Here is a 23,897-nt window from a genome sequence, read left to right as displayed (position 1 = left end):
TTTTATTTTCGGCATTCCGCTAGTCATCAAAATACAGTTCAGGTAGACACCAATCTTGCTTCGGAAGCCGCGACTCGGTAGGGCGAATGGAGGACATCCGTCTGTAATAGTTCCGAACACGATTCGTTATATCCCAATTATGAGGAAAAAAGCCGCCTCAGCGGCTGTACATACACAGTGCACGATATGAAACAGTCTGAACGGGTAGGTTAGTACGGATTTGGGTGAAGTAAAACCGTTCATCCATGGACGATTTTCATGCTTTAATACTGGTCCACGAGTCGGACTGATCAACGCGATGAGTTCGACAGAGACCGTTACAGAGGAACGAAACCGGGGTGAGGACCGCGAAGCCGATATCGTCTCCGACGACGAAGAACTTCCGGTCGACGAGATTTTCCATATTCTTCAGAACGAGCGCCGACGGATGGTTCTCGAGTATCTGCAAGAGACGGATGGCTCGGTACGGATGCGTGACGTGGCCGAGCAGGTCGCCGCCTGGGAGAACGAGACGACCGTACAGGAGCTGACCTCGGACCAGCGCCAGCGCGTATACATCCCGCTGTATCAGTCACACCTTCCGAAACTGGACAAGGCCGGTATCATCGACTACCAGCAAAACCGAGGCGTCGTTGAGCGACGCCCGCTCGCCCGGCAGCTCGATTACTACCTCAATGCGGATTCGAACACGAACTCGGCCGCCGCCACCGGAAAGGACGGAGGAACGGACTGGGACGATTACTACATCGGTGCTGCCGGTGCGGGTGCGGTTTTGCTTCTAGGAGCGATCTTCGAACTGCCGTTGCTCTCGATCATCACGGGTATCGGACTGAGCGCACTGATCCTGCTGATGTTCACGACGCTGACGATCGGTCAGTACGTTCGATAGACTTCTCTCGTCGGCGTTACCGGTAGATGGTAGCGATGGTCCCGAGACAGGCAGTCAGCAGGCCAACGATCGAAACGGCCGCCGTAATCTCGAAGACGATCGGTGAGACGAGCAGCGCTAACGAGACCGCAAACGCGAGCGCGATCGGATAGCGCCATCGGTCGGAGGAGTGGTCGTCGGTGAGCTCGACGGTTCCACGCTCGGGGCGGTACTCGACCACCCCCGAGGCGTCGAGTGCAGGCAAGTCGGTTTGTGAGAGGCGTTCGTGTACGTCGCCCCAGGCTTCGACATCGTCGGTTCCACTGGCTTCGTAGAGCTGATCCGCGATCTCGTCGATCGTCACGGGTCCGTTGCGTGATTCGAGCAGAGAAACGACGTTCCATTCGAGTTCGGCCGGCGCTCCGGTTGTCGACGTGTCGGTCTCGCGGTCGTTGGACACGATCGACGATTCGTTGTATTCGAACACTCTAACAGACGTCGACGCTTGAACGGTGGACTCGTCGCCACTCGAGTCCGAGGAAGAGTTCTTTCGAAACGGCGTCAGACGCATATTGCGAATCACACACGTCTGGTAGTATAAATATGCTCTCAATAGCATGCGATAAATCTGTTGCGGCCGTTTGTTCACGTGTTCAAACCGGGCATAAACATTTTACAGAGTGCGAAAAACCCTCTTACAAGCGGAACTATTGGGCGAAAGAGGAGTTCTGATCGATCCACTTCAGGTGCTGATCCGCGCTCTCATCCCAGCTCTCGACCCATCCTAAAAAGTCGTTGAGGCGAAGCTTGTGTCTGGCGGGGAGGTCGTGAACGTGTTCGAACTCCGGCAACAGTCGCTGATCGAAGTTGTACCTGGTAAAGAGCTGTTTCCGGTCTGGCCATGGAGATTCGAAGGAGTCGAAAAACGGCGCCTTGCGGCGAATGAACCGTTCCATCTCGTTGAACAGTGTAACCTCGTGCGGTCGGTCCGGTGGTCGATGGCGAAGCATTTCGGGGTCGATCTGTTTGCACGCCTCGAGAAAGGTGTCCGTGGACCGCTCCGCTGGCGGCGCGTGGAGGTGCCAGTCCAGGAGTTCCGTGTCCGCAGCCAAAAACGACGCGAAGAAGTTGTCAGCGAGCTGGGTGTGGAACGGCATCGACGGCTGGTTAGCGATTCCACAGCAGCTGAGCGCGTTCTGGATCGAGTCTGATCGGTCGAGGACCGATTCGAACTCCGCTCGGACGGCCTGTCTGGCGAACGATTCGGGATCGATATCGAAGGCGGTCCGCTCGGCCAGTTCCTGACTCGTCGCCTGGCTGTAACCGAACCGAGAGAGGAGCACGTCGATCGGATCAGGGTCAGGATCGAGTCGCTCGAACGGAAGCCGTTTCCCGAACATCTCGAGGTCGACGTGAGCGGTGAAGTGACCGCGGAAGAACGTATCGCACAGCAGGCCGTGATAGATCGTATCGACGTCGACTTCGTCGGTGTAGCCCGCGTGATGGATATGCAGTGACTCCTTGATCCCCTGTGAGTACTGTACCTTCGACCCGTCGGCATAGAGGTAGCGCTCGTCGGGTCCGAACGCAGTGTGGTCGGCACCGTACTGTGCTGCGAGTTGTTTGGCGCCGACGACCTCCTGGGCCGTGGAGTTGCCGACCGTGTAGCAGTGTTCGAGATCCGGGAGCTGGGAGAGTAGCGTTCGGGAGTCGTACCCCGCGGAGAGGAGCAGTCCCTTTCGTCCGGGAAGGATCGACCGACGGTCGATCGCTCGTTCGAGTCGGTTCGCGAGCGTTCCGGCATAGTCGAACTCCCTGGTATCGTAGACAAATCGCTCGAGATCGGTAACCGACGATGCCCGTAGCTGACTGTCGATCGGGAGTCGAGAGAGCTGTTCGAGGCTTGTCTTCTCGCCGAGTGTAACGCCCAGATGAAGAAACTCGAGGATACCGTCCCGACAGAACGAGGGATCGGGAACGGTTTTTGCGACCGTTGCGGAGTCAGTGCCAAACACACGAACACCAGGTGCGTCGGTGTAGAAACACTCCCGCGAGCGGATCGAATCGGTCGCGACGAACGTCTCGTCCGGTGTATCGAGGACCGCGAGATAGGAGCCGTTGAGCTCGGCCAGCGCCTCGGTATCGTCGCGTTCGTAGGCGTCAAGGAACCAGCGGGCAGCGTTCGTTTCCTGGCCGGGAACGTACACCTCACCCCAAATAACACAGCAACCGGTTTCACCGTCGTAGCTCGCCGTCCAGCCGGGAGTTCCGAGCCCAAAATCCCTGATTCCGACGGTTATCGACGGGCCGACGAGTACCTCGTCGAACTCGTCGGTCGACCGAAACCGGGTGAACGCTTCTGTACCGCCAAATACGCCGAAGAGTTCCGTATTCATCTCGAGACCATCTCACTGCGTGACTGTGGCGTGGAGTCGTGACCGGCAACATCGTTTGCCGACCGGAAGGACGGTAACACGCACACGTCGAACTACATCACAGTGGGAGCGAACCACCATTAACTATAGTTCCACTAAGCGGGTCACAAAGTGAACTAGGTGTGTGCCACCAATAAACAGTCCTCCGCTGAAAGGCTATCGGGCTATCTGGTGGCTCTATCAGCAGTATTCTCCGGAGCTAACACTCATATAAGATTCTCAACCGAACGATTCCGGGGGCCTATTGGCTCCATAATAATACCATTGCTGTCGCTAGCCGGAGTCAGCAATGACCCAACGACGGAACACTCGACGACGGTTCCTCGCAGCATCCAGTGCAACGGCCTTCGCGGCGGCCATGGCTGGCTGTACGGATTTCCTCTCCGACGAGGATGACGACGGTAACGGCGACGACGACGGTAACGGCGACGACGACGGTAACGGCGACGACGACGGTAACGGCGAAAACGGCGACGAGGTCGAATCGCCCGAGCTCCAGGTCGAAACCGAGTACAACAGCCGCGAAGAGTTCAGACAGCCCGGCGACCAGCTCAACGACTTCGAGACCGACGACGACTGGACGATCCTCGAAGGCGAAGCGGAGATGGACGACGAGTACGCCTTCGACGGCGACCAGAGTATTCGCCTCATGGCCGAGGACGAGGACAACGCCGTCGTCGGGACGGAGCTGGACGAGGCGACCGACATGGACGACCTCGATCTCTCGGTGGCCGTTCAGACGACCACGCCTCACAACATCGCCCTCGAGATCCAGGTTCGAGACATCTACGGTGGGCACGCGAGCTACATGCTCCAGTCGATTTCCTACGGCGACGAGACCCCCGGCTGGTTCCGGATGTGTCCCGGCTTCGCCGAGGAAAGCACGACGCCGGTCGAGCAGGACGCGATCGACGAGATCCGACTCGTCGTCCACAACACCGGGGACGAAGCCGAGGTCTGGTTCGACGACCTGCGCACCCACGAGAAAGCAGACGAGGGATACGTCATCCTCTGCTGGGACGACGGGTTCGAGGACTTCTACGAGCCGGCCGGCGATCTGCACGACGAGTACGACGTCAACGCCGTCCAGGCGGTCGTCCGTCAATGGACCAGAGACCAGCGCGACGAGGTCATGACGATCGATCAGCTCCTCGAGCGCCAGGAAGCCGGCGATCAGATCGTCGCCCACGGAACCCACACCGAATGGACCGACCTCGACGACGAGGAACTCGACGACGCGATAAACACGGACAAGAACTGGGCCGTCAACAACGAACTCGAGGGCGGTCACTACCTCGTCTTCCCGCACAACGACTTCGACGATCGGGTGCTCGACATCGCCTCGAACTACTACTACGCGGGCGGGTTCAACCAGTCCGGTAGCCCGAATCTCACTGGTGTCCACGGCTTCGATCCGTTGGTGATGCCCCGGACGATCGGCCACGATCTCGATATCGCGATGGACTGTATCGACGCCGCGGTCGAACACAATCAGTGTACGGTCCTGAACTTCCACGCCTTCGATCTGGACAACACGATGGACGTGGACGAGTACGAGGAACTGCTCGAGTACATCAACGAGTCCGACGTCGAGGTCATCGACTTCGACGACCTCTGGAAGATGCGCCGCGAAGGCCACTGATCGGCGACGACGACTACCGCTTTTTCTCTCTTCACTCTATTGTATCTCCGACACTGAGGGTACTCTCTCGCATACGATTGGATCGACGTCGGTTGGCACGCTGCGGGTGACCGAACTTACCGGTGGCCACAGCCAGTATGCCTTCACAGCTGGGTCTGGACAGGTCCTGGAAGTGTACGAACGGTGAACTGATCGCCGTCTCGAGCAGGTCACCAGCAAGGCAGAGATCGAGGGACTGTCCCGTCGAGTCGTCGAGACGACGGGGGTGCGTTCGTCTTCAGGAACGAACTCCGATCCACCCGCCGATCAATGCGATGGCAAGGATGAAACCGGTAGCGAGAAACGGGAACGGGCGCCGTCGGGCCCCGGAGACGGCCGACCAGAGGACACCCGGCAGGTGACGGAGTTCGGGCCCGGCGCGGAGGAGGTGCCAGCAGCCACGAGCGGGACGTCCCTCGCTGAAGTAGCTCTTTGCGAGCACGAGGTCATGACTCGAGCGGATCTCGTACCCCTCGGCCTCGAACCGATCGACCTCGTCGGCGTACAGCGACAGGTACTGTTCGTCGGCCTGTCTGATTGTGTCCGCAGGCGGCGTCCCCGTCTCCTCGCGGACGACGAGCGGTTCGTCGACGTAGGCGAGCTTTCCGACCTCGAGGATCCGCAGGACGAACTCGGGGTCCTGGAACCGGTCGAGCGTCTCGTCGAATCCGCCGACTTCCCTCGCGACGTCGGTTCGTACGATCAGCGTCGAGCCGGCGCCCGTGTGAACGTTGTCGGCGAGTATCTCGCCGATGAGTTCTTCCCCTCCCTCCATTCGCGGCCGGTCGTCCGCTCGGGAGAGGACGCTGGCGGCCAGACCGCGAAACCTATCGGAGGTGCTGGTGAGTTCGAACGCGAAACCGCAGTAAGCCGCGACCCACTCCTCGGAGCGCTCCTCGAGAACGTCGAGTTGCGCCTCGAGTTTCTCCGGACGCCACTCGTCGTCGGAGTCGAGGAAAGCGACGTACTTCCCCCGTGAACGTTCGATGCCCGTGTTCCGCGCGACGTTCGCGCCCTGATTCGTCTCGTGGTAGATCGGCCGCACCCGGTCGTCGTCGTAGGATTCGAGAACCGCAGCGGTGTCGTCGGTCGATCCGTCGTCGACCACGAGGACCTCGAGGTCCTCGTGCGTCTGTTCGAGGACGCTATCGATCGCTCTCGAAACGGTCTCCTCCCGGTTGTACGTCGGAATAATGACGCTAACCAGTGCCATTTCGTTCGACACGGGCCCACCGGCGCTTTATTATCGACGGAATAACCGCGTTTCGAGCAGAACGAGAGCGGGCGACCACCGTTCCGGTCCGGTTTCCGACAGGATCGGCTTCCGCTGGGGCGGACGGCTCCTACCCAAAGATCGGAACCCCCGTATCCGGTCCGAACGTCGCGAGGAGAACCCCCGACAACAGAAGCGTCACGCCGGCCAGAAACAGCATGCTCTGGAACCAGCCCACAACGGTCAGGTCGCCGTTGACGCCCTCGAGGCGCTCGCGGATAGGTTCGGCCCGGGAACCTACCGGTGACGGAAGCTCGGCGAGAACCCCGAACGGCTCTGCGGGTTCTATCGCGCCGGTAAGGACGGCGAAGACGAGGTGGACGAGAAGTCCGAACGGAGGGACGAGAAGCAGCGCAAGCCACGGGTTTGTGACTACCGTCGCAAGGGCAAACGTCGGCACTGCAGCGAAAGCTGTCGTCGCCGCTACTCGGCCGAGTCGTGCGTCGGCGAGTGGATCGAAGCCAATCTGCTGTGCCGAAAACCAGTGAAAGGCGAACATCGATCCGTAGCCGATAGTGGTCGCGAACGCCGCACCGTGCATTCCGTACCGCGGAATCAGCAGGTAGTTGAGGGCGACGTTGATCCCCGCGGCGCCGGCGGTCGCAAGAACTGGATACCGGAGGGATCCCCCGCTCTGCGAAATCGCGAGGACAGGTCGCGCGAGAGCGAATCCGAGCGCACCGGGCAACAGCAACAGCGCCGGACCGATCGCCGGCGTGGCATCGGGACCGAAGTAAATCGGGACTACGACATCGGCCAGTGACGCGATTACGACCGCTACGGCCGCAGTCAGCAAGAGCGTATAGCGGGTCGTCTTCGACGCGAGAGCAGTAATCTCGTCGAGCCGGTTTCGAGACCATAGCTCGGACGTCGGAACGACATGCACAGTCTGGAGAGCAATCGGGACGAACCAGAGGAGCTCGGCCATAAACAGCGCCGCTCGGTAGTTGCCGACCGCCGAACTCTCGCGGAACTGCTGAAGCATCACGATATCGATGTGGTAGAGCGAGGCGAGCAAGAAGAGAAGCGCGACGCTCGTCGAGGCGGACGTGAGCATCTTTTTGCGTGGAAACTCCCGTGGCGGTATTCGAAACACGCTCGAAAGCGATACGCGGCCGTGAATCAGGGCCAGACCGACGATACCGCAAACGATGCTCGAAACCGCATAGCCGGCCAGAGCGCCCGCAACGCCGAAGCCGAGGTAGACGAGTGGAACCGCAACTACGACGAACACGACGTTGTTGAGGACGCTAAGGGAGCCGGAGTGTCGCTCGAGGCCGAGTCCCAGAAGCGTCTTTCGAGAGTACGACTGGAACTGGACGGAGATCACCAACAGTGCCAGACCGTAGAAGTAGGTCGTGTACTCCTCACCGAACAGCGTCGCAACGAATCCGTTCCGAGAGCCCAGAAACAGGACGAAGGCGCCAGTAAGCGCGGATAATACCGCGAGTCGGAGATAGTACCCGATCACGTACGGCTCCCAGTCGGATGTCGGCTGGTCCTCCGCCAGGAACGTTCGGACCCCGTCTGTGATCCAAGAACTGACGAAGGTCATGTAGATCGCAAACACCGATAACAGAAACGCGTAGTCGCCGAACCCGGCCGGACCGAGCAGTCGGAACAGAACCGGTATCGTGACGAATCCCACGAGGAGAGCAACTACGTTAGCAGTACCGACGGAGAGATCATCAGGGAGGATTCGGTTCATAGGTTCCCCCGAGAACGACGCCGTCGGACGGCTCTCACAGCTAGTAGTCCGGTGGCACCCACAGTGTTCGAAGCTCTGTGTCGGGATGGCCTTATTATAACCGCATTAAGATCAGGTCAGTTACCGTACGAGAACGACCGGTAGCGGGCTCGAGTAGCATCAGCGTTCCTCACGCTGTCGGAGCGTCTCGAACGATTTTTACCGAGCGATCAAAGATTACAGTTAACCGAGAGATAAATAGGTGGGTAGAACTATCAACTGTTATCGATGAACGAGAAGGCAACACGCCGAGTGCTCCTCGGCACTATCGGTGCCGGCACGCTCGGAGCGACTGCGGGCTGTCTCGATAGTCTCGCCGGAGACGAGGATGATGGCTCGGACGAGGACGACGGGAACGGTTCGAACGGAGACGACGCAACCCAGTCCGACGAGAGGGACGATACGGATGAGCAGGAGGAGGAAACGGAGGACGTTCCGGATATCGACGGCGGAGCTGTGGTGTTCACCTACGACGACGGGCCGATGGAGGACTACGAGCAGGCGTTTCCGGTCCACCAGGAGTTCGACGCACCTGCGAGTGCGGGTATCGTCACCGAGTGGGTCGGCCGCGAGGATTTCAACGACAACGACTGGATGGACGTCGAGCACCTCGAGGAGCTCGCCGAGGCCGGCTGGGAGATCAACTCGCATACGACCGCACACACTGCCCTCGGCGAGTTCGAACTCGTCGAAGACGTCGAGCCCGATGACACGCGTGTCTACCCTGAGGAACGAAACCACGGCTTCCACCTGGAGTACGACATCGAGATCACCGACGGGGAGAACTCGGTCGTTCGAACCGTCGTCGCCTCCGATAGCGACGAGATCGGCGGCTACCTCGAGTTCGATGAGCCCATCGGGGAGTCCTTCGCCGCCGGCGAAACCGTCGAGCGCTACCCCGAAGAACTCATGCACGAGTTTCTCGGTGATTCGAAGGCGCAACTCGAGGAGTGGGGGTTCGAGGTCGATACGCTGCTGGCCCCGTACGACGTCTGCGACGAGTGGACGATCGAGTTCGCAAGCGAGTACTACGACGGCATCGCGAACGTCAACCCGGGATCGATGCTCAACGACCGCGAGGAGTTCGATCCGTTCGACACCCACCGGGACTACTTCATCGAGTTCACCGATCCCCTCGACATCCAGGAACAGCTCGACGAAGTCGCCGCACAGGATGCCATCGGTATCGTGGGCGCCCACACGTTCAAAGACGAGGTCGACGAGGACGGGATCCGCGAGATGCTCGAGTGGGTCGAGGAACGTGACTTGACGGTCATCACGCTTACCGATGCGATCACGGCCGCAACGTCCGATTCGGTGTAGGCGCTCGAACCACGATCGATCGGCCGGAAGTCGGACCGGGAACGGCTCTCTCGGGCCGACTCGCCCACTCGAGAACCACGCCCTGTCTCTATCTCGTCCGAATTCGGTAGGCCCGAGCGTCAGTCAGTTCATGTAGCCGAGATCAGCCAGTCGGTCCGTCACTTCCTCGTCGACTTCGGACTGAGTCGATCCCGCCTCGTCGTCGTAGGCGGGGTACGACGTCGCCTCGGTCGGTTCGACGACCGGAATCACGCTCCCGTCCATCCGGTCGCTGTAGGGGAGGCCGAACGAGGCCATAATCGTCGGTGCAACGTCGAACAGGTGGGCACGCTCGAGCGTTTTGTCCTCGTCGACGCCCTCGCCCGCAGCCGCGAACACCCCGTCGAGTTTGTGGTTCCAGGGCTCGGCCGGACCGAAGTAGTCCTCGCCGAGCTGTTCGGAGATGGCGTGATCGAAGTCGGCGGGAACGGTGACGATGTCGACCGCATCCTCGGCGTACTCGCCGTGGAAGTACCGCTCCCGCGGCGCGACGGTCTCGAAAATCGGGTCGCCGTCCGGCGTCTCGACGTCCTCGAGTTCGCGGATAAGCTCCTCGCGGACTCGCTCGTAGTCGTCCGGCGAGACGACACCTTCGGGGTCGCGCCCCTCGAGGTTGATCCGGACGCCGAGTTCGGTACGGGCCCGAACGTAGGCCTGCGAGTTCTCGAAGTCGACCTGTTCGTTCGCGGTCCGTGCGACCCCGCCCGGGGCGAACTTCTTGACGGTCTCGGCCAGACCGACGCGCTCCAGGACGACACCGACGTCGCGAGCCGTGATCCCGAACCGCTCGGCGGCGACCGCCGCGGCACGCTCGGTGACGCTCGGCTCCCAGGTTTCGGACTCCTCACCCTCCCGGAGCTTGCGACGCATCGGCGTCCACGAGGGCATCCCCTTCCCGCTCGTCGTCGTCTCGACGTAGCCGCGATCCTGAAGGAACTCGTTGACACGGAACTCGTAGCCGTCGTACTCGCCCATTCCATGGTCGCTGGCGACGAACACGTGATCGGGGCCGAACCGTTCCAGGATCGCGGCGATCTCATTGTCGGTCGTCTCGTAGACCGATCGGACCTTCTCCTCGTCGCCGAAGAACTCGTGGAAGACCGTGTCCGTCTTCTGGAACTGGACAAACCCGAAGTCGGGGTCGTACTCCTCGACTAGGTACCGAAACGCCGCGCCGCGCATCCGGATCAGGTTTCGGTACTCCGTCATCTTCTCGGAGTCGGGAAGCGTGTCGTCGTCCCGGGAGTACGACGGGTACACGCGGTAGTCGCCGATCGCGTCGCGAACCTCCTCGAGGAGACCGTCGGGATGACAGTCCGGATCCTCTGGACCGATAAACCCGGGGAGCAGGGCACCGTCGAACTCCTCTGGCGGGTGGGTGATCGGTGCGTTGACGACGACGCTCGAGTAGCCGTGGCGGTCGAGCAGCGACCAGACGGTGTGTTCGTTGACGTCGTCGGTGCTGGTGACGTGCCAGTCGTAGCCGTCGTAGCCGACGAAACCGAACGCGCCGTGTTTACCCGGGTTCGCACCCGTGTACATCGAGGGCCAGGCGCTCGGCGTCCACGGCGGAATCTGTGACTCGAGCGGTGCGCTCGTCCCCTCCGTGCAGAGCCGGTGGATCGTCGGGATCTCCGTATCCGCGTCGAGGTCGTCAAAGACCGAGAGGCTCCCGGCGTCGATCCCGATCAGTAGCGTGTTCATGCCGGTGGATTCGTCGTTCGATTCAGTTTCGTCGTGCTGAGAGGTCCGCGCGCTCCGTTCCATGTTGTAGTGTCGAGGTGTTCGTTTATCGCAGACCGAGATCGATCCGAACCAGCCGTTTCGCTTCGAAGGGTGGATCCGGTCCACCTTATTATCTCCCGGTTAACAGCGTCTCGTGGCCCGAAATTCATTTATTCCTTAATTTTCATATTGGGTACTAATACATTAATCGAACTTTTCCAGAAGGTCCGCGTAGAACGATCCCGACCGAGCCGACGCCCCGCCGTCGGACTGTGGACGGGTCTCCGTCGATTCCTCGGCGAGTTTCTCTACGATCAACTCCGGCGTCGAGCGAGCCAGTCGGTTCTTCACCGGCGAGCGGTTCACCTCGAGTTCCCCGTCGACCAGTCCGACCGCCTCGATGCCGTCGACGGTCACGTCGAAGCCGGCCATCTCCCGAATCTCATCCGCGAGGTGGGAGACGAACACCGCGGTCGCACCGTTTTCCGAGAGCGCCTCGAGGATGCCGGCGATGATCTTCGCGCTGGCGCCGGGCTCGGTGATGCTCTCGAGTTCGTCGACGAGCACGAGCGAGCCCTCGCCGCTCTGGGCCAGCTCCGCGAACTCCCGGACCGTCGACTCGAACGCGCCGGCGTCGAGCGTCCCCTGGGTCTTGGCGTGGTAATGGAGGTCGTCGAACCGCTGGACGCGTGCGTTCTCCGCCGGAACCGGCAGCCCCATGTGTGCGAGCACGACGACGCTCGCCACGAGGTCCAGCGTCGACGTCTTTCCGCCGCTGTTGACGCCCGAGAGCAGAGCGACGCCGGAGACCTCGTAGTCGACGGGGTCGATCGCCTCGACCGGTTCGTCGAGCAGCGGAGAGCGTCCCCCTTCGATGGCGAACCCGACCTCCTCGTCGACGACCGACGGCATCGTACACTCGAACTCGCCGGCAAAGCGGGCGATTGCGAGCTCGACGTCGAGCTCGAGGGCATCGCGGACGAGTCGGCGCGAATCCTCGCGCTGGTCGGCGAGGTCGGCTGCGAGCTCCCGTTTGAGGCGGTTCGCACGCCGCTCCTTGGCCGTCGTCAGCTCGGTTCGAAGCCGACCGAGCGCGTCCTCGTCCCGTTTGACCGGAAACGTCGGCTCGTCGGTGAAGATTCGGCGGGCCAGCTCGTCCTCTCCGGACTCGAGGGCGAGCGCGTCGATCACGTGCTCGCGGGCGGCCTCGACGGCTGCGGCGTGTTCGTCCGCCAGCTCCCGGGACAGCAGCGAGTCGACGCCTGCCCCGCGTTCGACCAGCGAGAGCAGATCCGACCCCTCGATGGTGACGTCCTGTTCGCGAATCGCCTCCCGAAGGTGGTCGTTGGCGACGTTTTCGGCCGTTCCCGTTGCGGCATCGATGTCGGCGGCGGCCGCCGTCAGCCGGTCCAGTTCCGCGTCGCCCGCGACCGTCCCGTCTTCGTCGAGCCGGGAGAGCCCCTCCTCGAGCGCGTCGAGATCGCACTCCGATCCGAGACCGACGGTACGGTCGACGTCGATGGCAGCCCGGAGTCGGTTTCGGTTGCGCGCGAAAAACGCCAGCGACCGCTCGGGAACGATCTCGGCGGGATTCTCGAGCGCGTTCGGCTCGACGCGGACGTCGCCCTCGACGGCGATACCGGCGAAGGACTCGTCGATCGCGATCACCGTCGCGTAGCCGCGGGCGAGTTCGGCCAGTCCCTGTGCATCCTCGACGATCTCGACCGGCAGCTCCGGGATCGCCTCCTTGGCCTCGGTGTAGCGTTCCGCGTCGGTCGTCGCCAGACAGCGCTCGCGCACCCGGACGTCGCCGGACTCGCGAAGCGGTTCGACGCCCTCGAGAGCCTCGAGCACCTCGGGGTCGGGGTTGCGCTCGATCGCCCCCTCGGCGAAGGCCTGGACCTCCTCGATCCGCGAGCGGCGAGCGCTCGGATACAGCGTCTCGAGGCGCTGGGCGGCGTAGTCGGTCACGGTCCGCTCCTTGAGCAGTCCGAGCACGCTCCGGTAGACTTCGCGCGCCCGATCGGTCGCGAGGAACGCACCCGGATCGTCGTGCTCGTGGCGGATCGCCCCGCGCGCGATGCGGGCGGCCCGGCCCTGCGAGATACCGGGTGCAGCCGCGATCGCCGCGACGTCGCCCGTTCGCAGCGCTCGCTCGGGATCGTCGAGGGCCGACAGCGACCGGGCAGTCTTTTCGCCGACGCCCGGGATCGACTCGAGGTCCATCGTTCTCGAGCGGCGTATCAGAGCGGAGTGAGAAAAAGCCTCCCGTCCGAGAAGCGTCCAAGATGATAACAGCGGGCACGGCTATCGTGCCCCGGGGCGGAGACGCGAGTGATCCGGCGCGGTACGGTCTACGGCGACCTGAACGCGATAGCTCGAAGCTTGCGCGTTCCGGGTCACTCGTTATTCTCCTCACTCCGTAAGTGGTGCTATGGTACTGAAGAAGCTCTTCGGCTCGACCGCAACGCGGTCGCTCGCTGTCGTCTCGATACTCAAGAGCGCCAAGCGGGCGGTCGACCGCGGAAACTACGTTCGAGCGGGGCTGATGCTCGGCGTCGCCGTTCTCGCCTGGAAGTGGGTCGTCATCGGGATGATCGCACAGGGTGTCGTCGGGCTGCTCCGAAAGGATGGGTCCTCGGACTCCCCGGACAGTTCGACGTCGAAGGCCGCGTAGTCGGAACGACCCGTCGAAGTCGGCCTCAAATACCAGCAGCGCGTGTGGGAACGACGAAACTGCAGGTACCGTGAGCTCGCTGACGCCGTCGCTTCCCCCGCACGAGGCGCCTCGCGGATCGCTCAGCTCCGGACGGACGGTGTCGTCAGGTCGGCTACGTCACGGTCCATGAACATCGCAGCCATAGCCGGCGCTTCCACGAGGATCGGCAAGCCCCTCCGTATGGTTGTCAGGTATACGGCAGGCTGGTGCAGGCACGACTGCTTCCGCGAAATGCACCATCGTTCCGACGAAGGAGAGTCCGTATCGAAGACGTTCCGACCGCACGAAGCGAGCAGCCATCTCCGTCTCAACTGAGAATGAACACGAGTCTCGAAGTCGAGTACTGGGTGATCGACGACGACGGCGAGCTCACCCCGCCGGAATCGCTCGCGGACGTCTCCGAGTACACCGAACGGGAGTTCGTCGAACCGCTGTTCGAACTGAAGACTCCTCCCTGCGGGTCGATAGCGGAGCTTCGGACGACGTTCGTCGAACAGCTCGAGGGAGTGCTCGCGGAGGCCGACCGAATCGGCAAAGGTCTCGTTCCGCTGGGAACCCCCATCAACTGCGACGGGATCGAGCGCCGGCCCGGCGAGCGCGGGCGGATTCAGCGGGAGGTCCTCGGATCGAACTTCGAGTACGCGAGCTACTGTGCCGGGACGCACCTCCACTTCGAGAAGCGAAACGTAACCGACCAGCTCAACGCGCTCATCGCGCTCGATCCGGCGCTCGCGCTCGTCAGTTCCTCGCCGTACTATCAGGGCGAACGCATCGCGAACAGCGCGCGAGCCCACTGCTATCGAAAGGAGGCGTACGCCGAGTTTCCGCGACACGGCCAGCTCTGGAACTACGTCGAGAGCGTCGGCGAGTGGTCGCGCCGACTCGAGCGGTGTTTCGAGGAGTTCGAGGAGGAAGCGCTCGCGGCTGGCGTCGACGGGGACGCGATTGCCGAAAGCTTCTCCGCGGACGACGTCGTCTGGACGCCCGTTCGACTGCGCGACGAGATGCCGACCGTCGAGTGGCGCTCGCCCGACGCGGCGCTTCCGAGTCAACTGCTGCGACTCGCCGACGAGCTGTACGCAGTGATGGAGACGATCCACGAGACGAACGTCGAGATCGGCGACGGCGGTCGTGACGACGCGACCGGCTACGTCACCGGCGAGGGGGTTCAACTCCCCGATTACGACACTGTCTTCGATCTCGCCGGCGCGGCGATCCGAAAGGGTCTCGAGTCGACCCCCGTCGTGAACTACCTCGATCGGATGGGCTTTTCCGTCGCCGACTACCATCCGATCGCGACCCAGATCGGCGGACGACAGTACGTGACGAAAAGCGACGCCCGCGAGCTGCGCCTCGAGTACGCGAGCCGGCTCGAGTCCGACGTCGAACAGTTGGCTGCGACGATCGATTAGAGGACCCCGGCGATAAACGCCAGTCCCATGCCGACCAGGACGACGGCGGTGATCGTCGGTAAGTACGGCGTGAGCCGCTCGATCCGCTCACGGTAGTGTTCGTAGCCCGCGATCAACAGTAGCGTCGGGACGATGATGGCGACGATGACGGCCAGCGAGTAGACGAGCATGAGCTCGAGACAGGCCTCGGTGCCGACGCAGATCGCCAGGATCTGGATGGGCTCCTCGTGGGCGAAACCGAGCAAGAGTGCGGTCGTTCCCAGCGCGACCAGCCCCCGTTCGGCGTGTTCCTCGCTCAGGTGCTGGTGGCCGCCACCGCCGGGAAGCGCTGCGCGGATTCGCTCGAGGGGGCTGCGATCGGTTTCGTGATCGTGGGCGTCGTGGTGAGTGTGGTGTCCCGACTCGAGGGTGTCGACGCCGCCGTTGGTGTGGTGGCTGTGATCCGCGTCGTGGTCACGTTTGGTACCGTGTCCTTCGTCGCACTCGCCGTCGTGTTCGTGGCTGTGGCCCCCGCTGTGTTCGTGATCGCCGTGTTCGTGTACTCCGTGCCCGCCGTGGCGGTACTCGTGGATACCGAGCAGAATCAGCAGGGTTCCGGCGACGTACCGGAGCCACGGCCCTTCGGCGAACTCGGCGAACGTGCTGAACCAGAAGTACGCGAGCACGAGCGCGACGCTGCTGATCAGGTGGCCGACGCCGAGGATCGACGCCGCCACCAGTCCGGCGAGCCAGCGTCGGTTTCGGTTCAGCGCGTACGTCGCTGCGATCGGCCAGCCGTGGTCCGGCAACACGCCGTGGACGAAGCCGATCAGAACGACGCCGGCGACGAGGCCCAGCTCCATACCGCCGCTGGGTCGTCGACGGCTATACTGGTTGTTATGTTTCGGACCCGAGAGCCGTAATACGGCTGCGAATCCTTGTTAAGCCGGGCATCCGGAGTAGCAACAGTGGGAGATCAGTTCCCGTCGTCGTACTCGTACTCCTCCTCGGGATCATCGACACCCTCCGTCCGCGAGCCGACCCAGGCGCCCAGCGAGATTCCGTAGACGAGGTGGGCAGCGTGGAACAGCGCGAGCTCGTCGGAGTCGAGGCGGATGTCGAGCAACTCCTTGAGCATGATCTGGGAGCCGAAGGCCGACAGCCCCATTCCGAACACCGAACCCCAGACGAGGCCGCGCTGTTCGGGTTCGATCGAGCGGTCGGCGTCGAACAGGGCGAACAGTGCGCCGAAGATCACTCCGCCCTGGATTCCGTACACGAGGTGGAGGATCAGTCCGATGACCGGGTGATCCTCCGGGTCGTTGCCGCTGACGTACGTCGACCAGAAGTTCGCCGACGGCGGCAGGGAACGGAGGATCGGGAGTCGGAACGCGGTCATGATCAGCGTCGCGACGAGTCCCGCCTGGATCCCGCGGACCGCCGCGCGCGCGGCGTGCTCGGCTCGTGACTGCTCGGCCGTCGCTCCGGTAACGTCGGAGGAACCCTTTCTCGACCGCAGTCGTCGAAGTCGTTCGGAGACGGTCATAGTGCTCTCCTGGTACCTACCGCGAACACGAACTTAACCGTCCGGCGTGCAGTGGACGGCTAGCCCGACGAACGACCAGGGGCGACGAGAACTCGAGAGAATACTTATTGCAGTAAGGTGTCACGATCGAGGTGTGAACGCAGTCGACTGGCCGTCGGTCACGGCCGGCGCCTACGCTGGAGTGCTTGGCTTCCTCGTGAGCACCGCGATCGGTATCGGCGGAATCGGATCGATTCTCGTCTTCGGTCTCGCGTGGGTGACGGTCGCCGTTGCACTCGCCGACCGTTCCGACATGTGGGTCACAGCGGGCCGTCGACGGCTGCTTGCGGTGCCGATAGTCGGTCCGCTGGTACCGACCGTCGCCACAACGATCCTCGAGGACGTCGGGCGTGCCGACATCGCGCTATCGACGCAGCTCTCGCTGCTCGGGCTGGTGGCGCTCGGGCTTGTCGTCTGGATCCTCGGCACCCGGGTCTACGCCGAGGGTGCCGCGGGCGACTCGAGGGCCCGCTGGGTTGCGACCCGCGACCGGCGGAGGCGGCGACTGATGCACGCCGCCACACTTCTGTTCGGCGTCGGGTCGATCGGCGCGTTCGTTGGGATGCTGTACGGACTCCCCTCGAGTCTCCTGACCGCTGGAGTCGTGGCGATCGCCATCCTGCAGATAAGCGTTCGACGGTCGCGAGTGTACGAGGCCTGCGAACGCGGGCTCCGGTACCAGGAGTCGGGAACCGTCACCACTCGGTTTCTGCCCTGGGACCGCTTCGACGGGCTCCGCGAGACCGAGGACGCCGTCGTTCTCGAGCGTCGACGATGGTTCGACGAACGGATGGCCGGCGACGAGGTCCCCAGGAGCGCTCGAGCGGAGCTCGCGACTGCCCTCGCGGTCTCGAGCGAGGAGCAACGTGACTGACTCGCTCCGCGACCACTGAGACGGTTTACTGGAAGTCAGTACCGGTGTAACCGCGACCCGTGTGGCGGTTGCGCCGGGACATCGGTACAGCAATCCGTATGAGCCGTCGGAACGACAACGCGTTTTTGCCCGTCCGGTTCGAACGAGGGGCCATGACAACGCTCGAGGCGAAACTCGAGGCCGCACGCGCCGACCTCGCCGACCGCGATGGGGTACTGATCGCGTTCTCCGGCGGGGTCGACTCGAGCGTCGTGGCCGCGCTCGCTCACGACGCCCTCGGCGAGGACGCGGTCGCCTGCACCGCCAGAAGCGAGACGTTGCCGGAGGCCGAACTCGAGGACGCAAAGCGGGTCGCGAGCGAGATCGGCATCCACCACGAACTCGTCGAGTTCTCCGAACTCGAGAGCGACGCCTTCGTCGAGAACGACGACGACCGGTGTTACCACTGCCGGACGATGCGGCTGGGGGAGATGATAGAGACCGCCCGCGAGTTCGAAATCGAAACGGTCTGTGACGGGACCAACGCCGACGATCCGGGTGCCGGTCACCGACCCGGCCTGCAGGCCGTCGAGGAGCTCGAGGTCCACTCGCCGCTTCTGGCCCACGAGATCGACAAGACGGAGGTCCGAGAGATCGCCGACCGCTACGGCCTTTCGGTCGCCGACAAACCGTCGATGGCCTGTCTCTCCTCGCGCATCCCGACGGGGCTCGAGGTCACCGAGGAACGACTCGGCCGCGTCGAACGCGCCGAAGCCCTGCTTCGCCAGTGGGGGTTCGACCAGTTCCGCGTGCGTGACCACGACGGGCTCGCCCGGATCGAGGTCGCGCCGGACGAACTCGAGCGCGCGCTCGAACTCGAGTTCGCCGAGACCGTCCGCGAGGAGCTCTCGGAGATCGGGTTCGACCACGTCACCCTCGATCTGCACGGCTACCGAACCGGAAGCGTCAGTCCCACCACGGAGGCTGACGTCGACGACGGAAACGTCGAGGACGACGTGTTCGCATCGGAGTCGTCGTAACGCCTCGAAGCCACAACTGATCGACCCTCTCGAGTGGATCCGTCCGAAAACGTGAGAAACAGTGATCCGACAGGACGTGTGAACTATCCGCACGACGAATGCTTTCCGTAGAAACGACGGATCGACGGCTGTCGGCCTACGAGGACGTCTTCGGTTCCGGCCGACGGAACGATATCCGCGATCGGGCAGACCAACTCGACGGTAAACGAATCGCTCACATCAACACGACCGCCGAGGGCGGCGGCGTCGCCGAGATCCTGCACGCGCTAGTTCCCCTCTCGAGGGACGTCGGCGTCGATGTCGACTGGTACGTAATGGACGCTCCCGACGAGTTCTACGACGTCACCAAGACCATCCACAACGGGCTGCAGGGTGACCACACTACGCTCACCGACGAGATGCGCGACACCTACCGGCGCGTCACCCGCGAGAACGCGAGGACCCTCGAGGAGCGGTACGACGCGATCGTCCTCCACGATCCGCAGTCCCTCGGGATGGCTCCGACTCTCGCCGAGCGGTATCCCGACACGAGCCTGCTCTGGCGCTGTCACATCGACCTGACGACGGCGGCCGACGCCTACCTCGACTTCGTCCGTTCCTGGCTCGAACCGATCGATCGAACCATCGTCAGCCACCCGACGTACGCCGAGGCTGTCCCCAACGAGGAGACCGCGATCGTCCACCCCGCGATCGATCCCTTCACCGAGAAGAATCGGCCGCTCGAGGAACTTCCGGACGGTCTCGAGGGAAGCGATCCGAGCGAGTATCCATTCGATGTCGATCGACCGCTGCTGGTACAGGTGTCGCGATTCGACCCCTGGAAGGACCCGCTTGGAGTGGTCGAGGCCTACCGGGACGTCCGCGAGGCGGTATCCGACGCTCAGCTCGTGCTGGCCGGCGGAATGCCCGATGACGATCCCGAGGGGATTGAGGTCTACCGCGAGGTCGAAGCCGAAACCGAGACCGACGAGGACATCCACCTCCTGACGAACCTGCCGGACGTCGGAATCAACCTCCTCCAGCGAAGCGCCGACGTCGGCGTCCAGAAATCTCTCCGGGAGGGGTTCGCGCTGACCGTCTCGGAGACGCTGTGGAAGGAGACGCCGGTCGTCGGTGCGAACGTCGGCGGCATCCCGCTCCAGGTCGAGGACGACGAGAACGGCTACCTCGTCGATCCCGAGGACACCGAGGCGACGACGGATCGACTCGTTCGGCTCCTCGAGGACGACGGACTACGGGATCGGTTGGGAGAGCGGGGCCGGGAAACCGTCCGCGAACGGTTCCTCCTCCCGCGGTTGCTCGAGGATTATCTCACCCTACTCGCGAGCGAGAGCGATCGCTGATCGTCCACTGAGTTCGATGTCTGTTAGCCGCCCGTCCAGTGTATAATCGGATTTGGGGTTGGAAACTCGAAATGTGGCACATTTCTATTCGAGCGTGCGGAAATTTTGCACAAGTCGACACGGACGTAGCCTTTCGGCGGGTAGCAACTGCCGATGGACGACGAGGACGTACCGTCTCCGTGGAGGATCGAAACCGAGCGAAACTATACCACGGCCAACAGCGACCGGGAGCTACGGTACCTGACCTACCGCCACGAGTCCGACGACCTGCGGGTGAAGGTCGCCCCTGCCTCCCTCGAGGGCGACTCCCACCCCGGCTACACGCTCACGGCGACGAGTTACCCGGGACTGGAGCCCTCCGAAACGAAACCGGTCAGAACCGTGCTCACCTTCGATCGCTGTAACCGGATTGCGCTGGAGTTCATGCAGCTGTTTTCCGCGCGCTACGACGGACCGGGGACCCTCGAGGAAGCGCTCGAGTACGCACGCCGGCGAACAACCGATCATCGATAGTCCGCGCGACGCGAAACGAAATCGAAAACAGTACCGATCAGTCGTTGGAGGGGACAATCGAACTCTTCGCGGTCGCCTCCGCTAGCGAGTCAGAGTCGGCGAACGGATACCAGGACTGCTTGGCGTCGGCCATGTACGGTGCCTCGAAATCGGTTTCCTCGGGCTCGCAGCACTCGATCAGCGTCTCGGTTCCGGACGCTTCGGTCCACTCGCGGAACGTCTGTCCCGCCTCGCGGTGGGCAGTGAACGCCTCGAGCAGGTTCTTGATCGCGCCGGGGGCCTCGCCGGCGGGAACCCGTTGCTGAACCCATTCGATGAACGACGGCTCCTCCCCGACGCCACCGCCGACGCCGATGTCGAACGCCTCGACCATCTCGTCGTTTTTGCGGGCGCGCATCCCCTGGAGTCCGATGTCGGCAGTCATGGCCTGCCCGCAGTCGGCGGTACAGCCCGAGTAGTGGATCTTGATCGTCCCGACGTCGTCGGGCAGGTCGACGTTTCCGTTGAGCCAGCGCAGCATCCGAGCCATTCGGGCTTTCGTCTCGGTCAGCGCGATCGAGCAGAACTCGGTACCGGTACAGGCCATCGCGCCACGTTCGAAGGGACTCGGCTCGGGGCGGTACTCGGAGAGCAGCGGCTCGTCGAGCAGTTCCTCGAGGACGTCCTCGTGAACGTCGACGATCACGGGGTTCTGTCGGCGCGTGAGCCGCAGCTCCCCGGAGCCGTACTCGTCGGCGAGATCGGCGAGCTCGAGGGCGTCCTCGGCGGGCATGCGGCCGACCGGGACCGTTAGTCCGACGTAGTGCATGCCCTCGCCTCGCTGGTCGTGAACGCCGACGTGATCGCGCTTGCCGGCGTCGGCAGGTTTCCGCGTTGTAGGTCTACTCTTCGCGGAAGCTCTCGCCCGCGGTCTCGAGCTCGACGTCGACGTACCGAGTCTGGAGTGTCTCGCGGATCCGTTCCTCGCCCCAGTCTTCGACGAAAAAGCGCCTGCGATTTTTCGAACGGTTCTGGCGGTTGCCGTGCTCGTGGTAGAGCTCGACGAGACCGCGACCGACCTCGTAGGCGTTCTCGGGGCGGACGAAGACGTCGAGCGAGGTCGCCGCGCGGGGCTGGCGACCGCCGAGGCAGCCGCCGACGCGGACGTTGAATCCCTTGACGGACTCCCCCTGGATCTCCCTGCGGGCCGGCTCAAACCCGATGTCGTTGAGCGAGTCCTGTGCACAGCCCGACTTCGATCCCGTCACGCTGATGTTGAACTTCCGGGGCATGTTCGCAAGCGCGTCGTCCCCGCGGAGTTCATCCTGGAACCGCTCGAGCAGCGGGCCGGAATCGACGTACTCCTCGACCTCGCCGTGGAGGGCGCTTCCGGAGATGTTACGCATCGTATTCCCGCCCGCCGACCGGGAGGAGACGCCGACCGACTCGAGTTTCTCCCAGATCTCCGGGACGTCTTCGAGTTTCAGCCAGCGGAGCTGGACCGACTGTCGAGTCGTGAGATCGATCCAGCCGTTGCCGTACTCGGGGTTCTCGACGGGACCCGCCGCGTAGTCGCTGGCGACCTCGCCGATCGCCCGTAACTGGCCGGGCTCGAGAACGCCGCTGGCGTTGGTCAGCCGCATCATGAAGTACGACTCCTGGCCGTCGCGCTGGTGGAACAACCCCCAGAACTTAAATCGGGTGAACCACTCCTCGCGTTTCACATCCGGAATCGCCTCGTAGCCGCCGCTTTCGGCGAACTCGATGATGTGTTCACGAACCTCGTCACCGTAGCAATCGGCCTTCTGGCCCTCTTTCTTATGCGCCACCAGCGATCACCCCGAGCGGACGATCGTCCCCGATCTCGCAAGTTTTCCTCCAGACATGACTAAATACACATTTCACCCACACATTCCTAACTTGTATAACTGTAACCGTTTATATATGCCCAGTTTCCCTCGTTTCCAGTGGCGAACGTCGGATCTCCAATCGACCTCAAGCTGTATAAGGAGATATCTGCGAGCGGAGTTCGTACTCGAGCGACGATTCTCAGCGGCAACTAGTGAAATCGGACGAACCACTCCTCGATGAGATCGGAGAACAGGTGAGAACTGGGAACGGTCGCGCCAGGGGCTCGAGGGTACCGGCGAGGATTCATACGGTGCTGTAACGATTTACCGGCGCAACCGCTGGTTCGGGTCGGGTTGCGGCGGAAATGACGTACAGTAAACCGTATCAGACGGGACCGGCTACCTGCCCGTCCACTTCAGGAGTAGCAGCGTTCCCTCGAACAGCAGGATCATCGTGATCGCGACGAGGATGGGCGCCATCATCGTCGGGTCTACGGTAAACAGGAAGGCCAGTCCCGCGAAGCCGGCCCAGAAGTACAGCCGCTTGTCCGCGAGCCACCTCCGGGTCGTCACGCCCATCATGATCGCGAGCATCATGAACAGGGGGATCTGGAAGACGATCGCGAGGAAGCCTGTCAGCGTGATGATCAGGTTGAACGTGTCTCCGAGCGCGTAGGCGATCCCCGCACTCCCCTCGGCGTAGAACGTGAAGTACTGGAAGAGGATCGGCAACACCAGCAGGTACGAAAAGATCATCCCCAGCGCCGCGAGCACGACGCTGGTCGGGACGGCCGCGAGGTAGTACTTGCGCTCGTTGGGGTACAGCCCCGGCTTCATGAACAGGTAACACTGGTAGACGAACATCGGCAGCGCGACCATGATCCCCAGCAGCGCCGAGAGCTTGATCCGGGTCAACCACAGTTCGAGCGGGTGGTAAATATGCGGCGGAGGGACCTGCTCGAACTGAGAGGGAAAGACGTTGTTCCAGATGTGATCGATCGCCTGAGACGCCCACAGCAGCCCGATCGCGGTCCCGGCCGCGCCGATGAGCAAGACGACCGCCAGCCGGAGCACCATCTCCTCGATGTGGTCGGCCAGGGGCATCTCCTCGTCGTCCGGCGGGGTCGAGATCCCGCCGACGTCCTCGTCGGGGTCGGGGTAGGTCGTATCCGGCTCCTCCGGTCGGTCGCCGACGACCCCCTCGCCGTCGGTCTCGAGTTCGGGCTCGTCGTCGTCGGCCCGCTCGAGCGCACCGTCGTCGTCGGCGTCGAGTTCCGCATCGGCGTCTACGTCAGGCTCCGTCTCGTCGTCGGTGTCGGGTTCCGCATCGGCGTCGCTCGAGGCATCGTCCTCGGGCTCGTCCCGCGGCTCTTCGGGGGGTTCGACGTCCCCATCGGTCGCCGACTCGTCCGACATCTATCGAGATATAGATACCCCGCCAGTTATAGGCCTTTTCTTACGGCCACCCGAAACCGCAGACAGGCGGCCGTCGTTTCGCGAGACGCCCGTTTCGTACACGAAAGGTTGATAACC

General features: G+C 63.0%; 18 protein-coding genes and 1 pseudogene. 9 read left to right on the top strand and 10 right to left on the bottom strand.

Annotated elements, in window-relative coordinates:
- Positions 1-298: 298 nt before the first annotated feature.
- Positions 299-889 carry a hypothetical protein gene (locus QA600_RS04100; protein ID WP_278290687.1) on the top strand — a complete coding sequence of 197 codons (591 nt, stop codon included), beginning with the start codon at positions 299-301 and terminating at the stop codon, positions 887-889.
- A 16-nt stretch (positions 890-905) separates the two neighbouring features.
- Here the strand turns inward: QA600_RS04100 and QA600_RS04095 are convergent, their stop codons facing one another.
- Both QA600_RS04095 and QA600_RS04090 read right to left on the bottom strand, forming a co-directional pair.
- The gene (locus QA600_RS04095; RefSeq protein ID WP_278290686.1) at positions 906-1,232 is read right to left on the bottom strand and encodes a hypothetical protein; all 327 of its coding nucleotides are present in this window, start codon (positions 1,230-1,232) and stop codon (positions 906-908) included.
- Positions 1,233-1,575: 343 nt separating this feature from the next.
- A complete protein-coding gene (locus QA600_RS04090) occupies positions 1,576-3,264 on the bottom strand; it encodes a hypothetical protein (protein ID WP_278290685.1) in 1,689 nt (562 codons plus the stop codon).
- 328 nt (positions 3,265-3,592) lie between these two features.
- On the opposite strand from QA600_RS04090, the gene QA600_RS04085 reads away from it, so the two are divergent.
- Positions 3,593-4,945: a polysaccharide deacetylase family protein gene (locus tag QA600_RS04085; protein ID WP_278290684.1), complete on the top strand. Its 1,353-nt coding sequence runs from the start codon at positions 3,593-3,595 to the stop codon at positions 4,943-4,945.
- A 277-nt stretch (positions 4,946-5,222) separates the two neighbouring features.
- On the opposite strand, the gene QA600_RS04080 is transcribed toward QA600_RS04085, so the two are convergent.
- Both QA600_RS04080 and QA600_RS04075 read right to left on the bottom strand, forming a co-directional pair.
- Positions 5,223-6,197, bottom strand: coding sequence for a glycosyltransferase family 2 protein (locus tag QA600_RS04080; RefSeq protein ID WP_278290683.1), 975 nt, complete (start codon positions 6,195-6,197; stop codon positions 5,223-5,225).
- 130 nt (positions 6,198-6,327) lie between these two features.
- Complete coding sequence (locus tag QA600_RS04075) at positions 6,328-7,965, bottom strand: flippase (RefSeq protein ID WP_278290682.1); 1,638 nt, start codon at positions 7,963-7,965, stop codon at positions 6,328-6,330.
- A 267-nt stretch (positions 7,966-8,232) separates the two neighbouring features.
- Here QA600_RS04075 and QA600_RS04070 point away from each other — a divergent pair, with 267 nt between their 5' ends.
- The gene (locus QA600_RS04070; RefSeq protein WP_278290681.1) at positions 8,233-9,327 is read left to right on the top strand and encodes a polysaccharide deacetylase family protein; all 1,095 of its coding nucleotides are present in this window, start codon (positions 8,233-8,235) and stop codon (positions 9,325-9,327) included.
- Positions 9,328-9,450: 123 nt separating this feature from the next.
- Here the strand turns inward: QA600_RS04070 and QA600_RS04065 are convergent, their stop codons facing one another.
- Both QA600_RS04065 and QA600_RS04060 read right to left on the bottom strand, forming a co-directional pair.
- Entirely contained in the window at positions 9,451-11,133 is a 1,683-nt protein-coding gene (locus QA600_RS04065; protein WP_278290680.1) for an alkaline phosphatase family protein, read from the bottom strand.
- A 162-nt stretch (positions 11,134-11,295) separates the two neighbouring features.
- The gene (locus QA600_RS04060; protein ID WP_278290679.1) at positions 11,296-13,317 is read right to left on the bottom strand and encodes a helix-hairpin-helix domain-containing protein; all 2,022 of its coding nucleotides are present in this window, start codon (positions 13,315-13,317) and stop codon (positions 11,296-11,298) included.
- Between the two features lie 208 nt (positions 13,318-13,525).
- Here QA600_RS04060 and QA600_RS04055 point away from each other — a divergent pair, with 208 nt between their 5' ends.
- Together QA600_RS04055 and QA600_RS04050 are read left to right on the top strand one after the other, a co-directional pair.
- Positions 13,526-13,768, top strand: coding sequence for a hypothetical protein (locus QA600_RS04055; RefSeq protein ID WP_278290678.1), 243 nt, complete (start codon positions 13,526-13,528; stop codon positions 13,766-13,768).
- Positions 13,769-14,127: 359 nt separating this feature from the next.
- The gene (locus QA600_RS04050) at positions 14,128-15,222 is read left to right on the top strand and encodes a glutamate-cysteine ligase family protein (protein WP_278290677.1); all 1,095 of its coding nucleotides are present in this window, start codon (positions 14,128-14,130) and stop codon (positions 15,220-15,222) included.
- Here the strand turns inward: QA600_RS04050 and QA600_RS04045 are convergent.
- Entirely contained in the window at positions 15,219-16,064 is an 846-nt protein-coding gene (locus QA600_RS04045) for an ABC transporter permease (RefSeq protein ID WP_278290676.1), read from the bottom strand. The genes QA600_RS04050 and QA600_RS04045 overlap by 4 nt on opposite strands.
- A 113-nt stretch (positions 16,065-16,177) precedes the next feature.
- Positions 16,178-16,747, bottom strand: coding sequence for a DUF6789 family protein (locus QA600_RS04040; protein ID WP_278290675.1), 570 nt, complete (start codon positions 16,745-16,747; stop codon positions 16,178-16,180).
- A gap of 133 nt (positions 16,748-16,880) precedes the next feature.
- On the opposite strand from QA600_RS04040, the gene QA600_RS04035 reads away from it, so the two are divergent.
- From QA600_RS04035 to QA600_RS04020, 4 genes are all read left to right on the top strand, one after another.
- Positions 16,881-17,660, top strand: a complete 780-nt coding sequence (locus QA600_RS04035) for a hypothetical protein (protein WP_278290674.1) — start codon at positions 16,881-16,883, stop codon at positions 17,658-17,660.
- Positions 17,661-17,812: 152 nt separating this feature from the next.
- Positions 17,813-18,679 carry an ATP-dependent sacrificial sulfur transferase LarE gene (gene larE / locus QA600_RS04030; RefSeq protein ID WP_278290673.1) on the top strand — a complete coding sequence of 289 codons (867 nt, stop codon included), beginning with the start codon at positions 17,813-17,815 and terminating at the stop codon, positions 18,677-18,679.
- A 98-nt stretch (positions 18,680-18,777) separates the two neighbouring features.
- Complete coding sequence (locus QA600_RS04025; RefSeq protein ID WP_278290672.1) at positions 18,778-20,022, top strand: glycosyltransferase; 1,245 nt, start codon at positions 18,778-18,780, stop codon at positions 20,020-20,022.
- A 153-nt stretch (positions 20,023-20,175) separates the two neighbouring features.
- Positions 20,176-20,535: a hypothetical protein gene (locus QA600_RS04020; protein ID WP_278290671.1), complete on the top strand. Its 360-nt coding sequence runs from the start codon at positions 20,176-20,178 to the stop codon at positions 20,533-20,535.
- Positions 20,536-20,572: 37 nt separating this feature from the next.
- Here QA600_RS04020 and QA600_RS04015 read toward each other — a convergent pair.
- Together QA600_RS04015 and QA600_RS04010 are read right to left on the bottom strand one after the other, a co-directional pair.
- Positions 20,573-22,343: pseudogene (locus QA600_RS04015) on the bottom strand (ferredoxin--nitrite reductase).
- A 420-nt stretch (positions 22,344-22,763) separates the two neighbouring features.
- A complete protein-coding gene (locus QA600_RS04010; RefSeq protein ID WP_278290670.1) occupies positions 22,764-23,780 on the bottom strand; it encodes a twin-arginine translocase subunit TatC in 1,017 nt (338 codons plus the stop codon).
- Positions 23,781-23,897: the final 117 nt, after the last annotated feature.

Source organism: Natronococcus sp. A-GB1 (assembly GCF_029688845.1).
Lineage (GTDB): Archaea > Halobacteriota > Halobacteria > Halobacteriales > Natrialbaceae > Natronococcus.
Note: the sequence above shows the minus strand (reverse complement) of the source record. Positions and strands in the feature narration are given on the sequence as shown.

Bases quoted from the DNA above. Each gene is read 5' to 3' on its own strand.
- QA600_RS04050 (WP_278290677.1), top strand. From the start codon at position 14,128: ATGAACACGAGTCTCGAAGTCGAGTACTGGGTGATCGACGACGACGGC.
- QA600_RS04010 (WP_278290670.1), bottom strand. From the start codon at position 23,780: ATGTCGGACGAGTCGGCGACCGATGGGGACGTCGAACCCCCCGAAGAG.
- QA600_RS04025 (WP_278290672.1), top strand. From the start codon at position 18,778: ATGCTTTCCGTAGAAACGACGGATCGACGGCTGTCGGCCTACGAGGAC.
- QA600_RS04055 (WP_278290678.1), top strand. From the start codon at position 13,526: ATGGTACTGAAGAAGCTCTTCGGCTCGACCGCAACGCGGTCGCTCGCT.
- QA600_RS04070 (WP_278290681.1), top strand. From the start codon at position 8,233: ATGAACGAGAAGGCAACACGCCGAGTGCTCCTCGGCACTATCGGTGCC.
- QA600_RS04045 (WP_278290676.1), bottom strand. From the start codon at position 16,064: ATGGAGCTGGGCCTCGTCGCCGGCGTCGTTCTGATCGGCTTCGTCCAC.
- larE (WP_278290673.1), top strand. From the start codon at position 17,813: ATGACAACGCTCGAGGCGAAACTCGAGGCCGCACGCGCCGACCTCGCC.
- QA600_RS04065 (WP_278290680.1), bottom strand. From the start codon at position 11,133: ATGGAACGGAGCGCGCGGACCTCTCAGCACGACGAAACTGAATCGAAC.
- QA600_RS04100 (WP_278290687.1), top strand. From the start codon at position 299: ATGAGTTCGACAGAGACCGTTACAGAGGAACGAAACCGGGGTGAGGAC.
- QA600_RS04040 (WP_278290675.1), bottom strand. From the start codon at position 16,747: ATGACCGTCTCCGAACGACTTCGACGACTGCGGTCGAGAAAGGGTTCC.
- QA600_RS04075 (WP_278290682.1), bottom strand. From the start codon at position 7,965: ATGAACCGAATCCTCCCTGATGATCTCTCCGTCGGTACTGCTAACGTA.
- QA600_RS04020 (WP_278290671.1), top strand. From the start codon at position 20,176: ATGGACGACGAGGACGTACCGTCTCCGTGGAGGATCGAAACCGAGCGA.
- QA600_RS04090 (WP_278290685.1), bottom strand. From the start codon at position 3,264: ATGAATACGGAACTCTTCGGCGTATTTGGCGGTACAGAAGCGTTCACC.
- QA600_RS04085 (WP_278290684.1), top strand. From the start codon at position 3,593: ATGACCCAACGACGGAACACTCGACGACGGTTCCTCGCAGCATCCAGT.
- QA600_RS04060 (WP_278290679.1), bottom strand. From the start codon at position 13,317: ATGGACCTCGAGTCGATCCCGGGCGTCGGCGAAAAGACTGCCCGGTCG.
- QA600_RS04080 (WP_278290683.1), bottom strand. From the start codon at position 6,197: ATGGCACTGGTTAGCGTCATTATTCCGACGTACAACCGGGAGGAGACC.